The 15,783-nt window shown below is 34.8% G+C and carries 17 protein-coding genes; 11 read left to right on the top strand and 6 right to left on the bottom strand.

The window, feature by feature from the left end:
• Window positions 1-25: 25 nt before the first annotated feature.
• Together AC5YGG_RS14660 and AC5YGG_RS14655 are read left to right on the top strand one after the other, a co-directional pair.
• Window positions 26-1,810, top strand: coding sequence for an Ig-like domain-containing domain (locus AC5YGG_RS14660; protein ID WP_496145214.1), 1,785 nt, complete (start codon window positions 26-28; stop codon window positions 1,808-1,810).
• Window positions 1,811-1,814: 4 nt separating this feature from the next.
• Entirely contained in the window at window positions 1,815-2,273 is a 459-nt protein-coding gene (locus tag AC5YGG_RS14655) for a heme-binding domain-containing protein (RefSeq protein ID WP_438561055.1), read from the top strand.
• A gap of 255 nt (window positions 2,274-2,528) precedes the next feature.
• Here AC5YGG_RS14655 and AC5YGG_RS14650 read toward each other — a convergent pair whose 3' ends face one another.
• The 5 genes from AC5YGG_RS14650 to AC5YGG_RS14630 form a co-directional block, all read right to left on the bottom strand.
• The gene (locus AC5YGG_RS14650; RefSeq protein ID WP_438561056.1) at window positions 2,529-3,041 is read right to left on the bottom strand and encodes an NUDIX hydrolase; all 513 of its coding nucleotides are present in this window, start codon (window positions 3,039-3,041) and stop codon (window positions 2,529-2,531) included.
• A 3-nt stretch (window positions 3,042-3,044) separates the two neighbouring features.
• A complete protein-coding gene (gene xerD / locus AC5YGG_RS14645; RefSeq protein WP_496145213.1) occupies window positions 3,045-3,959 on the bottom strand; it encodes a site-specific tyrosine recombinase XerD in 915 nt (304 codons plus the stop codon).
• 8 nt (window positions 3,960-3,967) lie between these two features.
• On the bottom strand, window positions 3,968-4,390 hold the full coding sequence (locus tag AC5YGG_RS14640) for a deoxycytidylate deaminase (RefSeq protein WP_496145212.1): 423 nt from the start codon (window positions 4,388-4,390) through the stop codon (window positions 3,968-3,970).
• Between the two features lie 51 nt (window positions 4,391-4,441).
• Window positions 4,442-5,209, bottom strand: a complete 768-nt coding sequence (locus tag AC5YGG_RS14635) for an enoyl-CoA hydratase/isomerase family protein (RefSeq protein ID WP_496145211.1) — start codon at window positions 5,207-5,209, stop codon at window positions 4,442-4,444.
• Window positions 5,210-5,314: 105 nt separating this feature from the next.
• Window positions 5,315-6,802 carry a catalase gene (locus AC5YGG_RS14630; protein WP_496145210.1) on the bottom strand — a complete coding sequence of 496 codons (1,488 nt, stop codon included), beginning with the start codon at window positions 6,800-6,802 and terminating at the stop codon, window positions 5,315-5,317.
• Window positions 6,803-6,934: 132 nt separating this feature from the next.
• Here AC5YGG_RS14630 and AC5YGG_RS14625 point away from each other — a divergent pair, with 132 nt between their 5' ends.
• The 9 genes from AC5YGG_RS14625 to AC5YGG_RS14585 all read left to right on the top strand — a co-directional run bounded on the left by AC5YGG_RS14625 (window position 6,935) and on the right by AC5YGG_RS14585 (window position 14,727).
• Window positions 6,935-7,885 (top strand): LysR substrate-binding domain-containing protein, encoded by a 951-nt coding sequence (locus AC5YGG_RS14625; RefSeq protein WP_065400946.1) that lies wholly within the window; start codon window positions 6,935-6,937, stop codon window positions 7,883-7,885.
• Window positions 7,886-8,120: 235 nt separating this feature from the next.
• Complete coding sequence (gene metK / locus AC5YGG_RS14620; RefSeq protein ID WP_496145209.1) at window positions 8,121-9,401, top strand: methionine adenosyltransferase; 1,281 nt, start codon at window positions 8,121-8,123, stop codon at window positions 9,399-9,401.
• 85 nt (window positions 9,402-9,486) lie between these two features.
• Window positions 9,487-9,978 carry a hypothetical protein gene (locus AC5YGG_RS14615; RefSeq protein WP_496145208.1) on the top strand — a complete coding sequence of 164 codons (492 nt, stop codon included), beginning with the start codon at window positions 9,487-9,489 and terminating at the stop codon, window positions 9,976-9,978.
• Window positions 9,979-10,174: 196 nt separating this feature from the next.
• The gene (locus tag AC5YGG_RS14610) at window positions 10,175-10,765 is read left to right on the top strand and encodes an RNA polymerase sigma factor (RefSeq protein WP_496145207.1); all 591 of its coding nucleotides are present in this window, start codon (window positions 10,175-10,177) and stop codon (window positions 10,763-10,765) included.
• 203 nt (window positions 10,766-10,968) lie between these two features.
• A complete protein-coding gene (locus AC5YGG_RS14605) occupies window positions 10,969-11,664 on the top strand; it encodes a YjjG family noncanonical pyrimidine nucleotidase (RefSeq protein WP_496145206.1) in 696 nt (231 codons plus the stop codon).
• Between the two features lie 266 nt (window positions 11,665-11,930).
• Entirely contained in the window at window positions 11,931-12,401 is a 471-nt protein-coding gene (locus tag AC5YGG_RS14600; RefSeq protein WP_496145205.1) for a PepSY-like domain-containing protein, read from the top strand.
• Window positions 12,402-12,436: 35 nt separating this feature from the next.
• Window positions 12,437-12,643 (top strand): hypothetical protein, encoded by a 207-nt coding sequence (locus AC5YGG_RS14595; RefSeq protein WP_496145204.1) that lies wholly within the window; start codon window positions 12,437-12,439, stop codon window positions 12,641-12,643.
• 126 nt (window positions 12,644-12,769) lie between these two features.
• Window positions 12,770-13,441, top strand: a complete 672-nt coding sequence (locus tag AC5YGG_RS14590; RefSeq protein WP_496145203.1) for a response regulator transcription factor — start codon at window positions 12,770-12,772, stop codon at window positions 13,439-13,441.
• A complete protein-coding gene (locus AC5YGG_RS14585; RefSeq protein WP_496145202.1) occupies window positions 13,441-14,727 on the top strand; it encodes a sensor histidine kinase in 1,287 nt (428 codons plus the stop codon). Before AC5YGG_RS14590 ends, AC5YGG_RS14585 begins: the two co-directional genes overlap by 1 nt.
• 57 nt (window positions 14,728-14,784) lie before the next feature.
• Here the strand turns inward: AC5YGG_RS14585 and trpS are convergent, their stop codons facing one another.
• Entirely contained in the window at window positions 14,785-15,753 is a 969-nt protein-coding gene (trpS, locus tag AC5YGG_RS14580; protein ID WP_496145201.1) for a tryptophan--tRNA ligase, read from the bottom strand.
• Between the last annotated feature and the right edge of the window lie 30 nt (window positions 15,754-15,783).

Below are 15,783 nucleotides of genomic sequence, written 5' to 3'. Positions count from 1 at the left end.
TGTTTACTTTTGCTTAAACATTTTCATGAAAAGGTTTCTTCTATTATTCGTTATCAGTTTTCTTGTACACTCTTGTGCAAGGGTAGGATCTCCTGTAGGAGGACCAAAAGATACATTGGCACCAAAGTTTTTAAGTTCAAATATTGATACTACAAGAGTAAATGTAAAAAGAGATATCCACGAGCTTCGTCTGGATTTTGATGAATATGTTACTTTAAAAGACATCAATAAGAATTTAAATATTTCGCCTCCTATTAAAAATATAAAGCGAATTATTCCATCTAATATTGCCAATAAATTTGTACTGATTCAATGGTCAGATACTCTTCAGGCAAATACCACCTATAATTTCAATTTTGGAAACGCAATTGCAGACAATAATGAGTCAAATATCCTGCGTTATTTCAATTTTGCATTTTCTACAGGTGACAAACTGGATGATACCTATATAAGTGGTGAAGTAAAAGATGCTTTGCAGATCAAAAAGAAAGCCGGTAGTAATGAGAATAAACTTGTAGTAGGGCTGTATCAGGCAAAAGATACAATGAACTACAAACAAAAGCCATATTATATTACCAAAGTGGATGACGACGGATATTATGAACTGAACTATCTTTCACCAGGAAAATATAAGATCATTGCTTTTGAAGATGAAAACGGGAATTCGGTATACGATCCGGGAAAAGAAAAAATAGGATTTAAAAAAGAAGTTATAGACTTGGAGAAATCTATTTCAGGATTAAATCTAAGTGTTTATCCTTCAAGAAAACCTGTGAAATATACAGAAATGAAGGAAATTGCCGGAGGAGTTGTTATGTTATTTGAAGGACATCCGGAAGAAGTAAAAGTAGCATCTCTTAATGAAAAAATCAAAGACGTAAAAATAACACATCGCCCGAAATCAGACTCCGTAAGAATCTGGTTTGATGCTGTGAAAGATAATGTAGGACAGGAAACAACAGAAAAACTGGTATTTAGCCATGATAAAGGATTGAAAAAAGACAGTATCTATTCAGCTTCATTATTCTATAAATACAATAAGAAAAACTCAATGGACCTTGTTAGTGATAACAGCGGAGGTTCATTGGCTCCAAAATCGGACTTTAAAATTTCATCCAATTACATTATTGATAAAATTGACCCTGCAAAATGGTCCCTTACGATCAAGGGAGACAGTTTGACAGCTCTGCCTTTTACTGCAAAAATTTCGGCAACCAATCCATATCAGATTCAGGTACAGTCTGATTTTGTAATTGGAAAAAATTATCAGCTTACAATTCCAAAAGAAACAGTATCATCGTTTTATGCTAAAAATACGCAATCAAAACGTTTTGATTTCGAAGTGGATAAGGTAGAAGAGTTTGGCAGTCTGGAGTTTACTCTTTTAAATCCTCCTGTTTCTAAATATTGGATTCAGCTGATGGATGAATCTGAAAAAGTAGTTTATCAAAAATATACCAAAGGAGATAAAGTCAAGTTTGATATCCTAAAACCTGCAGAGTATATTGTAAGGATTTTGGTAGATAACAACGAGAATAATTATTGGGATGAAGCAGACTTTGCTACAGAAACATTTGCGGAAGATGCTTATGTTTTCTATAAAAAAGCAGTCGTAAGAGCCTTATGGGAAACAAGAGAAGATTGGGATCTTAAAGATACAAGAACACTTGACAATCCTAAAGGAGCACCTGCTCCTACTCCGGTACCACCTGTAGATACCCCCGTTTCTACACAGGAAAAGGAATCAGTAAAGCAAGAGGTAAAAAAAGAAATAAAATCCAATAATGCAATTATAACTCCCGTAAAATAGGCTGATGAAGATGGTAAAGAAAATAGTATTTTGGACACTTGTAGCGTTTGCTATTATTCAGTTTTTTCCAATTGATAGAGTAAATAAGCCGGTAGATTCCAAAGTGAATTTTGTTCAGATGAAACAGACCCCGGAAAAAGTAAGTACTATTCTTAAAAATGCTTGCTATGACTGCCATTCTGATGAAACAGTATATCCTAAATATGCTTATATAGCACCTATTTCATGGTCTGTGAAAAGCCATGTGAACGATGGTCGTCAGCACCTTAATTTTTCTGTTTGGGGAACCTATAATAAGGAGTTAAAAGAAAATATGCTTGATCGATCTATGGAAGCTCTTAAGCATAAAACAATGCCATTACCAGGCTATGTTGTCTATCATAATGAAGCTAAACTTTCAGAAGCAGAAAGAGCATTGCTTATTCAGTATTTTGATGAAATGCTGAAATCTAAAACATACTGAAAAATATAATATTATACATGATTTTGCAATATTGTCATGCTGACAAAGGAAGAATCTCATTGTATATAGTTATCTAAGATATAATCCCACAGACTTCACAGGTCATCACAGAGTTTACGCTGTGTAATTCGTGAATTCTGTGGGAAAATTGTTTTCGTGCCATAAAAAAACTCCCGCAGATTTTACAAAATAAGCAGTGGATAATCCAATAATCTGCTGTATCTGCAAAATCTGCGGGAGCTTATATTACAAAAATTATTTATTTAAATAGCTTTCAAAAAATCTCTTCTGAGAATCAAAAGCAATATCTTCAAGATCAAGTTCTTTTAAAGGAATCCATACCGCTTCAGAAATCTCCGAAAGCTCAAGGTTTACCTCAAACTTTTCCGAAACATTATACTCATAAAAGAGATCAATCGTATTATAATCAATTTCCTTATACTGATACACATTTGGAAGACTTGTAAGATATTTTAGGTTTGAAATATCGACATCCAGCTGAAGCTCTTCAAAAAGCTCTCTTTTGCAGGTTTCTTCCGCACTTTCTTTAGGATCCACAAATCCTCCGGCTAGATCCAGTTTTCCTTTTTTAGGATCTCTGTTTCTTCTGGTAAGGTAGATTTCGTCACCACATCTTATGACAACCGCTACAGCGCCTGCCACATTATTGTACAGTGTGAAACCACATTCGGGACAGTTCCATTTTTTTTCACCGTCCCAATGCAGAGTTTCTTTGCCACAGCTCGGGCAATATTTCAATAATTTCATATGTTATTGAGTAACATTAATATTTCTCGGGTGATAACTTAAGATAACGTCTCTTAATTCTTCCGTTTTCAGATGTGTATAGATTTCCGTTGTTGTAATGCTGGAATGTCCAAGCATTTCCTGAATATAACGAAGATCTGCACCATTCTGTAATAAATGTGTTGCAAAAGAATGTCTGAATGTATGTGGTGATATCTTTTTGTTAACCCCTGCTTTATCTGTAAGTTCTTTAATAATAAGGAATACGATTACTCTAGACATGGAAGTGCCACGGCTGTTTAAGAATAAAGTATCCTCGTATTTCTTATTGATTTTTCCTTTAGAGCGTACTTCTTTAATATAGCTTTCCAGCAGTTCAGCGGTGTAATCAGCCAAAGGAACAAAACGGGTTTTATTTCCCTTTCCGTGTACTTTGATGTATTGCTCTTTGAAGTTGATATTGGAGATCTTAAGATCAATCAGTTCAGAAACACGGAGTCCGCAACCATAAAGCACTTCAATAATGCTGTGGTTTCTTCTTCCGAGATCCGTATCGACCTCAATGGCTGCAATAATTTTATTAATGTCTGGTAAACTTAAGGTATCAGGTAGATACAGTCCTAATTTAGGACCTTCAAGTAACGCTGCGGGATTGTCTTCACGATATTCATCCTCCAGCAGAAATTTAAAAAATGCTTTGATGGAAGATATCCATCTTGCCTGTGATCGCTCACTGAATTTCTGTTTAGAAAGATTGAAAATGTATTCCTGCAGGTTTTCGTAACCGATAGAGTCTGGACCGACGTTTGCCAGATCTTCTTGTGCGTAATCTTTTAATTTCTTGATGTCCCGAACATAGGCATCGAGAGTGTTTTCTGAAAAATTTCTTTCGAAGCGAAGAAATATTTCAAAATCTTTGATCTTTTCATCCCAAGTCATATTTGTGCTTATTTTTTTAGTTCACAGTCCGATATTTGTTCTATTTCAATGTTATGGTTTCTCAGGAACGATATCCCATCGTCATCCGAATACTCATTAATGTACACCAGTCTTGAAATTCCTGCCTGAAGAATCAGCTTACTACACTCTTTACATGGCGACAGCGTTAAGTATAACGTAGCGCCTTTTGCAGATTGTGTAGAAGCAGCTAACTTTAATATAGCGTTGGCTTCCGCATGCAATACATACCAGTGCGTTTTCCCTTCTTCATCTTCACAGCAGTTTTCGAATCCCATAGGAGTCCCGTTGTAACCATCTGAAATAATCATCCTATCTTTTACGATAAGAGCCCCTACCTGTTTTCTCTTACAGTAGGAGAGTTTTGCCCATTCCTGAGCCATTTTTAGATAAGCTTTATCAAACTTATTCATACCGCAGCATTAGTTTTTCGAAATAATTTGGATTAAAATCTTTTTGAAAGACTAGAAGTTCGGCTTTCTTTTCTCAAGGAAAGCAGTTACTCCTTCTTTCTTATCTTCCATTTCAAAAAGTTCCCCGAAATATTTAATTTCAGTTTCAAAACCTTTCTCTGTATCAGATAAATTCACGGCGTTAATAGCCTTAGATATTGCCATTGGTGAATTGTGGGCAATAGTGTTCGCTAATTCTTTCGTTTTGGTTAATAATTCTTCAATAGAGTATACTTCATTTACCAACCCGATCTCTTTGGCTTTTTGAGCAGGGATCATTTTGGCAGAGAAGATCATTTCGTTGGCAATACCTTTTCCTACAAGCTTTGGAAGCCTTTGAGTTCCTCCATACCCAGGAATCAATCCTAAGGTTACTTCCGGAAGTCCTAATCGGGCGTTTTCCGATGCATATCTGATATGGCATGCCATGGCAAGCTCTAAACCTCCTCCTAATGCAAATCCGTTTACGGCAGCAATGACAGGCTTAGACATGTTTTCAATTTTGTTGAACAAAGTGTTTTGTCCGTTTCTTGCAAGTTCCTCAGCTTTTTCCTGCCCGAAATCACTGAATTCTTTGATGTCAGCTCCAGCTACAAAGGATTTTTCTCCACTTCCTGTAAGGATAATAACTCTACATGAATTGTCAGAATTAAGCTCATCCAATGCTGTACTGATTTCCTGAATTGTTTTTGCATTTAATGCATTTAAACTCTCAGGTCTGTTTATTGTAATGATAGATAATTTATCTTCCTTTTTTAATAATATATTTTCGTAACTCATTTTTCCACTTTGAAATATCATCCTTTGCAAATTATGAATTTTTTACAAAAAAAAGGAAAAAATATTATTTTTTTTTCCTTTTTTTTTATTTATTGTTCAATATGATTATTTGGAATGATTCATCATATTTGCATCAATATTAATATTTAATTGTGAAGCTACTTTCATGCCAAGCTCAATGTTAGCGCGGAAAAAGTGACACAATTGTCTGTTAATAATCTCCTCTCTTTTAGGTCCGCTGATTCCTTTCATACTTCCCACAATATTTTGAATCAGATTATTTCTGTCTTCCGCATTCATTGCTTTTGAATAAAGAAGCCCAGGCTGAGTATAATGATCATCGTCATTCTCATTTCTGTTATAGTTCGCAACATGTGCGCTATCTAATTCATATTCAAAGTTTTTATAAGATGCATCAGGTTTGATATCATCAAAACTATTGGGATAATAATTCGGCTTATCCTGATAATGGCTTGAGTCCGCCATATAGCCATCTCTCTGATAATTGTTAACAGCAAATGGGCATCTGTTCACTTCAAGTTGGTGAGCATTCACTCCAACTCTGTAGCGATGAGCATCCGGGTATGAGAATAATCTTCCCTGAAGCATTTTGTCTGGTGAGAAGCTGATTCCATTAATTAAGCTGCTTGGAGAGAAAGTAGATTGTTCAACATGAGCAAAATAATTAACAGGAACTTCATTCAGTTCCATTTCTCCAACTTCAATCAATGGGAAATCATCGTGGAACCACACCTTTGTTACATCAAAAGGATTCCATCTGAAATCTTTTACCTGCTCTTCCGTCATTACCTGAATGTACATGGTCCATTTCGGAAAATCACCATTTTCAATTGCATTGCAAAGGTCTTCCTGTGCGAAGTCAGGATTTTCCCCAGCCATCTTTACAGCCTCTTCATCTGTGAAATTTTTTACTCCTTGTTTTGTCTTGAAGTGAAATTTCACCCATACTCTTTCATTTTTATCATTGATCATTGAGAAAGTATGTGAGCCAAAGCCATGCATGTGCCTGTATCCGTAAGGAGTTCCTCTGTCTGACATTAATATCAGAACCTGATGAAGTGATTCCGGATTTAAGCTCCAGAAATCCCACATCATAGTGGCACTCTTTAAATTGGTTTTCGGAACTCTCTTTTGGGTATGAATAAAGTCCGGGAACTTTTTAGCATCCTTAATGAAGAATACGGGTGTATTGTTTCCTACAAGGTCCCAGTTTCCGTCTTCTGTATAAAATTTTAAAGCAAAACCTCTTGGGTCTCTTGCGGTGTCTGCGCTTCCTTTTTCACCTCCTACTGTAGAAAATCGGGCAAACATTCTGCACGAGTTTCCTACTTTTGAGAATAATTTTGCCTTGGTATATTGACTGATGTCGTGAGTTACGGTAAAAGTACCATAAGCACCGCTTCCTTTGGCGTGTACAATTCTTTCAGGAATTCTCTCCCTAACGAAGTGTGCAAGATTCTCCTGAAGAATAAAGTCCTGCAGCAATACCGGACCTCTTGGTCCTACCGTTTGGGAATCCTGATGCTCAAAGTAGGGCGCGCCATTGCTTAACGTTAATTTTTTAGAATCCATATAATTGATGATTTGAATAATTGTTTTCTTTTTCTAAATCCAAGTGTAAAGGTAGTGAATATCAAATTTACTTGAATTTTTAATTGCTAATAGCAAAAACGTTATATCTTTGTAATAGATAATATTAATCAAATGAACATTCAGCAACTGGAGTATCTTATCGCCGTTGATAAGTATAAACATTTTGGAAAAGCAGCTCAGGCTTGCTTCATTACCCAGCCTACCTTAAGTGCAATGATACAGAAATTTGAGGATGAATTGGATGTTAAGGTTTTCGACAGAACTACGCACCCGATCCGTACCACAGATGTTGGTCTTCAGATCATTGATCAGGCTAAGGTGATTATAGAATCTGTCAATGAGCTGAAAAACAAAGCTAACCTTTTGAATAATATTTTAGGAGGAACTATCAATCTTGGAATTATTCCTACTGTTTCTTCATTTATCCTTCCTACGGAGATTTTTAAATTTCTTGAAGAAAACCCGAAAATTCAGATGAATGTGAAGGAAATGACAACAGATAATATTATTAAGGCTTTGAAAGCAGGAGAGCTGGATGCCGGAATTATCTCTACTCCTTACGATACTGCTGATGAGTTTTATCAGGATTTCTTGTTCAATGAAGAATTGATGATCTATAGTTCCAATACTGAAGCAAACAAAAAGAACGCTTACATCATTCCTGAAGAACTGAATGTAGAGAAAGTATGGTTACTAGAAGAAGGAAACTGTCTGAGAAACCAATTTGAAAATATCTGTCATCTGAAGGAAAATACTCTGAAACCTAAAAACTTAGATTTCTTAGCATCCAATATTCAGACTTTAGTACATATGGTAGATAAAGTAGGAGGAATCAGTATTCTTCCGGAGCTTGCATTAAGTCAGCTTTCTGAAGAGCAGAAAAAGAATGTTTTCAGATTCAAAAAGCCTTTCCCTTACAGAGAGATCAGTATCATTTACTATAAGCCTACCTTTAAGCAAAAGATCATTGACGAATTATCACATTCTATCAAAAACTCTTTAGAACTTAAATTAAATTATCACGAAAGTCCGAAAGAATTTGTAAGCATAAAGCCACAGTAATCTAAAGGCTTTAAAATGATATAAGTCATTAATTTAAAGAAAAATATAATTAGTAAACAAAATTTTTGAGTATTACAAAAATAGTACTTAAATTTGCTGACGTTTACGACGAGGAAAAATTTGACCTGATTGCAACCTCTATAAAAAAATGCTAAAACAGTATTCTTTTTTCTGGGCAATTTTATTCTTATTTTTCGTCAATCATATTTTTTAATTTAAAAAACCAAAGAATAATATGTCTTACTTATTTACATCTGAATCTGTTTCAGAAGGACATCCGGATAAAATAGCCGATCAAATTTCCGATGCATTAATCGATCATTTCTTAGCATACGATAAAAGTTCAAAAGTAGCATGTGAAACTCTTGTAACTACCGGACAGGTGGTATTGGCAGGAGAAGTAAAATCTGATGCTTACCTTGATGTTCAGACTATTGCCAGAGAAGTAATCAACGGAATTGGCTATACAAAAGGAGAGTATATGTTCAATGGAGATTCTTGTGGAGTAATTTCTGCAATTCATGAGCAGTCTCCGGATATTAACCAAGGGGTTGATAGAGCTGTAAATGATGAGTCTTTTGAAGCAAAAGCAAATGCACAGGGAGCTGGTGACCAGGGGATGATGTTTGGATATGCTACGAATGAAACGGCAAACTATATGCCTCTTGCTTTAGACTTAGCCCATACAATTCTTAAAGAACTTTCTGCGATCAGAAGAGAAAATAAAGAAATTGCTTATTTACGTCCTGATGCAAAAAGCCAGGTGACTATTGAGTATTCTGATGACCACAAACCAATCAGAATTGATTCTATCGTAGTTTCTACTCAGCATGACGATTTCGGAACTGAAGAAGAAATGCTGAATAAGATCCGTGAAGATATCAAAAACATTCTTGTTCCTAGAGTAGTTGCTCAGCAGACAGAAGAGATCAAAGCATTATTTAATGATCAAATCAAGTATCATATCAACCCGACAGGTAAATTCGTAATCGGTGGTCCTCACGGAGATACAGGTCTTACAGGTAGAAAAATTATCGTAGATACTTACGGTGGTAAAGGAGCTCACGGTGGTGGTGCTTTCTCTGGAAAAGATCCTTCAAAAGTAGACAGAAGTGCTGCATATGCAACAAGACACATTGCTAAAAACTTGGTGGCTGCTGGTGTTGCAGATGAAGTTTTGGTACAGGTTTCTTACGCAATTGGAGTTGCTGAACCTTGTGGTTTATATATCAATACTTACGGAACTGCTAAAGTAGACCTTCACGATGGTGATATTGCTAAGAAAGTGTCTACAATCTTTGATTTAAGACCTTATGCTATTGAGCAGAACCTGAAATTGAGAAACCCGATCTATCAGGAAACGGCTTCTTACGGTCACATGGGGAAAGAGCATTATGTAGCTGACAAAACATTCAATAAAGGACAGAAAAACGAAATTACGTTGGAAGGTCTTGAGTTCTTTACTTGGGAGAAATTAGACAAAGTAGATGAAATTAAAGCCGCTTTTGGAATTTAATTTATTCTTCTGAACAAATATTATGAACTGCTTTACCTTCCGGTAAGGCAGTTTTTTTTAATTTTACACCTTAATAAATTGAAAGATGATGAATTTTCGAACTGCAGTTACTATTCTATCCCTGTTTTTACTTAGTACACTGGTAAAAGCGCAGTATACCATGCATAAAATGATTAGTGTAGGGTATACCTATCAAAATCAGAGTTTTGGAGAAGTAGGCGGTAAATTGCTTTTTCTAAAAAATGATGATGTCATTTACAGATTAGGAGGCTCTGCGCTGATGGGTTCCACGGATTCAAAGTTTGCCATCATGCCGAAACTTCAGGCTGATGTTATGCTTAACTTTCAAAAAGATATGGATTTCTACCACTCCTATTATTTACTGCTAGGGGCAGAAGGTACCAATAAATATGTTGCCCCGAAGATAGGAGTAACTTTATTTGGAATGCTTGATCTTACAGGAGGCTATGCTTTTCCTATTGGAGATACCCGTTTAAATGGAAAAGAAATGAAAGGGTTGAATATTAATTTTACATTAAATATCCCTACCGTGTTAATTCATGATATGTTTAAGTGATTTTTTTTAAATTTTTATGATGAAAATTTAATAATTGGTTAACAGTTATTAAAAAATTATTATATTTACGTCATAATATAATTGTACCAACTATCGAATAGACTCTACTCTGAAGAACTGTTTTGTGTATGCAGCAGAAACCGGATAATTTATCTGGTCGATAGCTGGTCTGCAAATATTTATATTGAGAAGAGTTATGAAATCAAAATCGGATAGTTTACTAATTTCGCTTTACCAGAAAGGTGATGAGGGAGCGTTATCAACCCTTATTCATCGCCATCAGAGAGAACTGTTTACATTCATTTTTTACAAAATTAATGATGAAGATCTAGCCAACGATATTTTTCAGGATACATTCATGAAGATCATTGTAATGCTGAAAGAAGGACGCTATAACGAAGAAGGAAAATTTATTCTTTGGGCAAAAAGAATTTCCCACAATTTAATCATCGACCATTTCAGACTGAAAGCTAAAAATATCAAAGTTTCAGAAACAACTTTTGAAACTGATGAGTATTCTATTTTTGATTTGATCAGGGAACCTTCTGAAAATATCGAAGATCAGCTGGTGACTAATCAAATTCAGGAGGACTTATTGAAGATGCTACAATTTCTTCCTCTTAATCAGCAGGAAGTTATTAAATTGAGATTCTTTGACGGGCTTAGCTTTAAAGAAATTGCGGATCATACGGATATGAGTATTAATACAACATTGGGAAGAGTACGATATGCGTTGATAAACCTGAGAAAAATCATGGAAGAAAATAACATAATATTAACCAGATAGATAATATTTTGTAAAACTTCTCGTTTTTAAGGAAAACATAATTCGCTTATGAAAAAAAATGACTCCTTAAAAGTGAAAACTTTGAAACCTAAAAAGCAAACCATTGATTTTCTGCTCAATTTTTCTAAAAGCCTTGAAATTGTGAAAAGCAAGAGCAAGAATTATCCTATTACAAAAAATTAAAATTATTAACTTTGTGCTGTATGAAAATGCAGCACATTTATTTTGACCTGGACAATACGCTCTGGGATCATCGCAGAAATGCCTATTTAACAATCAAAGATCTTTTCGATAAACAGGTAATTACTTCGAAGTACAATATCGACTTTGAAGAATTCCATGCTGTTTACCATGATATCAACGAAGATTTATGGGAAAAGATCAGGGATGGACTGATAGGCAAAGAGTATTTGAGAGAACACCGTTTTTATGATTCCTTCATGCATTTTGGAGTGGATGATAAAGAGCTGGCACTTTATTTTGAAGAACATTTTCTTGATAATATTGTAAGCCACAATGAACTGGTGGAAGGAGCTGAGGATATTTTGGATTATCTTAAGGCTAAAAATTATACATTACACATTATTTCTAACGGTTTTCAGGAAGTAACGGAAAGAAAATGTACGTTATCCGGAATTGCACCTTATTTTGAAACCATTACAAGTGCAGATGCTGTAGGCGTAAGAAAACCAAATCCAAGAATTTTCGAATATTCCCTGGCTCTTTCTGATGCTAAAAAAGAAGAGAGCATCATGATCGGTGATGACTGGATCGCAGATGCTATCGGTGGAAGAGATTTCGGGATGGATTCTATTTTCTTTGATGTCTATAAAGAAGACAAGAAGGGAACAGGATTAAAAGCGATTACCCATCTTCAGCAGATTAAAGAATATCTATAATTCTTATGTTTTAAAGCTGAAATAAAGCTTTGAAAATATTTTATTGAACCATTAAGGCTGTTTAGGCTATTAAGAAGATTAAGATAACTGTTGTTGCCTCAGGCAAGGCTATTTCAACAGAATCAGACTTAATTTCCTTAATGACTTATCTTTTCCTTAATGGTTTTTTTATTTATTATTTCCTTCATTTCATCCCCTTTACTTTTTACGTTTTTAGGTTATTCCCAATTCTTTCCCAAATTGATTTGGAACTTTGCTCTATAATAATGACAGAAAAACTTAATATTATGGAAAATGTAAAGAAAATCACAGGGGTATTTATTTTAATGTTCTTATTAGTTAGCGGATTGTTTTCAGCACAAGACCGAGCTATTAATCCAAATCATTTACCTAAGACCGCTAAAACCTTTCTAGCCGTTCATTTTAAAGGAATTCCTGTATCCTCTGCAATCGAAGATAGAGAAATCTATGGAGTAGATGAATATAAGGTGTATCTGAATAATGGAATGAAAATGGAATTTGACAGTTATGGAAACTGGAAGGAGGTAGATGGAAAGCACCAGAAAGTTCCTTATGGTTTTATTCCTGCTTCTATCAAGAACTACAGCAGTAGAAATTTCCCGAATACCTATATTATAAAGATAGAAAAGAAAAGATGGTCTTATAAAGCGGAGCTTTCCAACGGATTGGAGTTAGAGTTCGACAGAAACGGAAATTTCAAAAAAATTGATGATTAACAGAAAATAAAAAGTAACAATAAAATTTTAGGATTATGGTTAACTGGAGTTTAATAAACAGTAACGGAAGAAAACGTTCTTCCAGTAAGATTAGAAAGAGTATTGTGTCTTTTATGACAAAGCATCACCCGGGCAGTGTAGTAAATTTAATTGAAAAAAAATATAATGCCTATAAAATTCATTTGATGAATGGGCTTTGCCTGATTTTTGATGCAGATGGACGTTATGTAAAAACTAATTAATTTTTATAAGGGAGCTGGAAGTCGGAGGATGGAGGTTGTAGATGATAGAAAAGTAACATCCAGCCTCCCTCTTCACGCTTCCTCCTTATAATTTCCTATATTTGATATAAGTTATCCAAGCAGCCTATGAAGATTTTAATAGTAGAAGATGAACCGGACTTAAGGGATACTGTGCAGAAGTTTCTGGAAGCAGAGCATTTCATTGTAGAATATGCTGAAAATTACAACTCAGGACTTGAAAAAATTATTTCCTATGAATATGACTGTATTTTGCTGGATATCATGCTGCCGGATGGCAATGGCATCGATCTTCTGAGGGAAATTAAAAAAATGCATAAAAAAGATCCTGTCATCATTCTTTCAGCTAAAGATTCTGTAGATGATAAGGTAACGGGGCTTGAGATAGGAGCTGATGATTATCTTGCAAAACCTTTTCACCTTGCAGAGCTGATGGCGAGAATAAGGTCTGTGATCAGAAGAAAAAATCAGGATGGCGAGAATATTATCAGGTATAAAAATATAAGAATCGATCCTGAGAACCGAAATGTAAAAATCGGAGACGAAGAATTGGTTCTTAACCGAAAAGAATATGATCTTTTATATTACTTCGTTATTCACCCGGAAAAAACATTACAAAAAACCACGTTGGCAGAAGCTATCTGGGGAGACTATATAGATCAGGCAGACAGTCTTGATTTTATTTATTCACAAATCAAAAATCTTCGTAAAAAACTGAAGACACTTAATGCAGATGCAGATTTTCAGGCTGTTTACGGAATAGGATATAAATTCGTCTGATGAAAGTTTCATTGAAATATTATACAATTAAGTACCTCATTATGATTCTACTGCTGATTATAGCAGTTTGGGCAGCGCTTTTCTATGCCTATATTCTGGATGAGGTGCATGATAATGTGGATGATGGACTAAAAAACAGGAAAATTCAGATCATAAAAGCAGTGTATCTTAACCCACAATTGCTGAAAAACAATGAATTCGGATTCAACGAATTTAAGATCAATCCTATCACAGCCGGAGAATATCAAAACAAAAGCAGGCTTTATAATAAGATGTATTATATGGAGTATGATGATAAGGATCAGCCATATCGTGTACTTGAAGCAGACTTTATCGATCAATTTAAAAATAATCAAAGACTTGTCATAAGAACTTCAACGGTAGAAGAGGATGAGTTGATCTACGATCTTACAACTGCTTTGATTGTTCTTTATGTCTTGTTAGTGATCAGCATTGTTGCCGTAAACGGGTACCTTCTTAATAAAGCAATGCGTCCGTTCTATCAGATTCTCGATAAGCTGAAGAAATATCAGTTCGGAATTCCTTTTTCCAAAGAAGATCAGGATTATACCATTAAAGAATTTGAAGAGCTGAATGTTGAAATCAATGAAATGATTGAAAGAAATGAACTGGTTTTCTATCAGCAGAAACAGTTTATTGAGAATGCGTCTCATGAGCTTCAGACTCCTTTAGCTATTGTTATTAATAAAATTGACCTTCTTATCCAAAATGAAGATCTTGATAAAAAGAACCTGAATTTTCTTACTGAGGTTAAAAATGATCTGAGAAGAATGGTGGGATTGAATAAATCTTTATTAATGCTTTCAAAAATTGAGAATAGTCAGTTTACTGTCATTTCGAGTGTCGATTTTAATACGATGATCAGGACATTGGTTCAGAATTATGAAGACTTTATAGAATTTAAAAGTGTAGAAGTTAATATTATTGAGAAAGGAATATTTAAAGCTGAGTTTAATCAGGACCTTGCAGATATTTTATTATCTAACCTGCTTAAAAATGCTGTTAAATACAATAATGAAGAAGGAACATTAAATATTTTTATTGAGAATAACAGAATCATATTTCAAAATAGTGGAAGGCAGGTTCCGCTGGATAAATCCAGAATATTCAACCGTTTTTATAAACAAAGCTCTGATCATACTTCTACAGGTTTAGGATTATCTATTATTAAAACGATTATTAAGCAATATCCGGGTTGGGATATTAGTTATGAATTTGAAGATCAGATGCATTACTTCATCCTTACAAAAAATAAAATTTCATAAAAAAACAATCGGCTGTCTCAATTCTGAGACAGCCGATATTTATACATAAAGCTAGGATTAATATCCTAAGCTTGTTCTTACTCTTTTCAGTGTTTCCATAGCAACAGGTCTTGTTTTCGCTGCGCCTTCCTGAAGTTTTGCTTCCAGTTCATCAAGGTGAGTCATATAATAATTAAATACTTCTCTTTCCTTTGCAAAACGAGCTAAAATAAGGTCTAAAAGCTCTTTCTTAGCATGACCGTATCCGAAGTTACCAGCAAGATATTTTGCTCTTAATTCCTCAGTCTGCTCAGGAGTTGCAATAAGCTCATAAATCTGGAATGTTTTATCAGTTGCCGGATCTTTAGGCTCTTCTAAACTCTTAGAGTCGGATTCAATGCTCATCACCTGCTTCTTCAGCTCCTTTTCAGGTAAGAAGATATTGATGATATTTCCCATAGATTTAGACATTTTACGACCATCTGTTCCAGGAACATATTTGGTATCTTCCTGAAGTTCAGATTGTGGCAATACAAAAACCTCACCCATCTGATTATTAAATCTTGAAGCAACATCTCTTGCAATTTCCAAATGCTGAAGCTGATCTTTCCCTACAGGAACAATCTCTGCATCATATAATAGAATATCTGCAGCCATCAGAATAGGATAGGTAAAAAGACCTGCATTCACATCCTGAAGACGATCAGCTTTATCCTTAAATGAATGTGCTAATGTTAATCTTTGATAAGGGAAAAAACATGATAAATGCCAAGAAAGTTCACAGGTTTCAGCGATATCACTTTGTCTGTAGAAAAATGTTTTTTCGGTATCTAATCCACAAGCAAGCCAAGCCGCAGCAATCTCGTAGGTATTCTGTCTTAAAGTATGCGCATCTTTAATCTGGGTAAGCGTATGAAGATTCGCAATAAATAAAAATGATTCATTTCCTTCCTGCTTAGAAAGTTCAATTGCAGGAATAATAGCCCCTAATAAATTTCCAAGATGGGGTGTTCCGGTGGCTTGAATGCCGGTAAGAATTCTTGACATTTGTTTAAAATTTATATTTAAAAATTAATG

The sequence above is a fragment of the Chryseobacterium sp. CS2K3 genome, from assembly GCF_059515185.1.
The sequence above is the reverse complement of the archived record's forward strand: the minus strand, read 5'-3'. Positions and strand labels throughout refer to the sequence as shown.

Coding starts and splice junctions, on each gene's coding strand:
- AC5YGG_RS14595 (WP_496145204.1), top strand. CDS start 12,437: ATGGTTAACTGGAGTTTAATAAACAGTAACGGAAGAAAACGTTCTTCC.
- AC5YGG_RS14605 (WP_496145206.1), top strand. CDS start 10,969: ATGAAAATGCAGCACATTTATTTTGACCTGGACAATACGCTCTGGGAT.
- AC5YGG_RS14625 (WP_065400946.1), top strand. CDS start 6,935: ATGAACATTCAGCAACTGGAGTATCTTATCGCCGTTGATAAGTATAAA.
- trpS (WP_496145201.1), bottom strand. CDS start 15,753: ATGTCAAGAATTCTTACCGGCATTCAAGCCACCGGAACACCCCATCTT.
- AC5YGG_RS14585 (WP_496145202.1), top strand. CDS start 13,441: ATGAAAGTTTCATTGAAATATTATACAATTAAGTACCTCATTATGATT.
- AC5YGG_RS14650 (WP_438561056.1), bottom strand. CDS start 3,041: ATGAAATTATTGAAATATTGCCCGAGCTGTGGCAAAGAAACTCTGCAT.
- AC5YGG_RS14600 (WP_496145205.1), top strand. CDS start 11,931: ATGACAGAAAAACTTAATATTATGGAAAATGTAAAGAAAATCACAGGG.
- AC5YGG_RS14630 (WP_496145210.1), bottom strand. CDS start 6,802: ATGGATTCTAAAAAATTAACGTTAAGCAATGGCGCGCCCTACTTTGAG.
- AC5YGG_RS14655 (WP_438561055.1), top strand. CDS start 1,815: ATGAAGATGGTAAAGAAAATAGTATTTTGGACACTTGTAGCGTTTGCT.
- AC5YGG_RS14615 (WP_496145208.1), top strand. CDS start 9,487: ATGATGAATTTTCGAACTGCAGTTACTATTCTATCCCTGTTTTTACTT.
- AC5YGG_RS14640 (WP_496145212.1), bottom strand. CDS start 4,390: ATGAATAAGTTTGATAAAGCTTATCTAAAAATGGCTCAGGAATGGGCA.
- AC5YGG_RS14660 (WP_496145214.1), top strand. CDS start 26: ATGAAAAGGTTTCTTCTATTATTCGTTATCAGTTTTCTTGTACACTCT.
- AC5YGG_RS14635 (WP_496145211.1), bottom strand. CDS start 5,209: ATGAGTTACGAAAATATATTATTAAAAAAGGAAGATAAATTATCTATC.
- metK (WP_496145209.1), top strand. CDS start 8,121: ATGTCTTACTTATTTACATCTGAATCTGTTTCAGAAGGACATCCGGAT.
- xerD (WP_496145213.1), bottom strand. CDS start 3,959: ATGACTTGGGATGAAAAGATCAAAGATTTTGAAATATTTCTTCGCTTC.
- AC5YGG_RS14610 (WP_496145207.1), top strand. CDS start 10,175: ATGAAATCAAAATCGGATAGTTTACTAATTTCGCTTTACCAGAAAGGT.
- AC5YGG_RS14590 (WP_496145203.1), top strand. CDS start 12,770: ATGAAGATTTTAATAGTAGAAGATGAACCGGACTTAAGGGATACTGTG.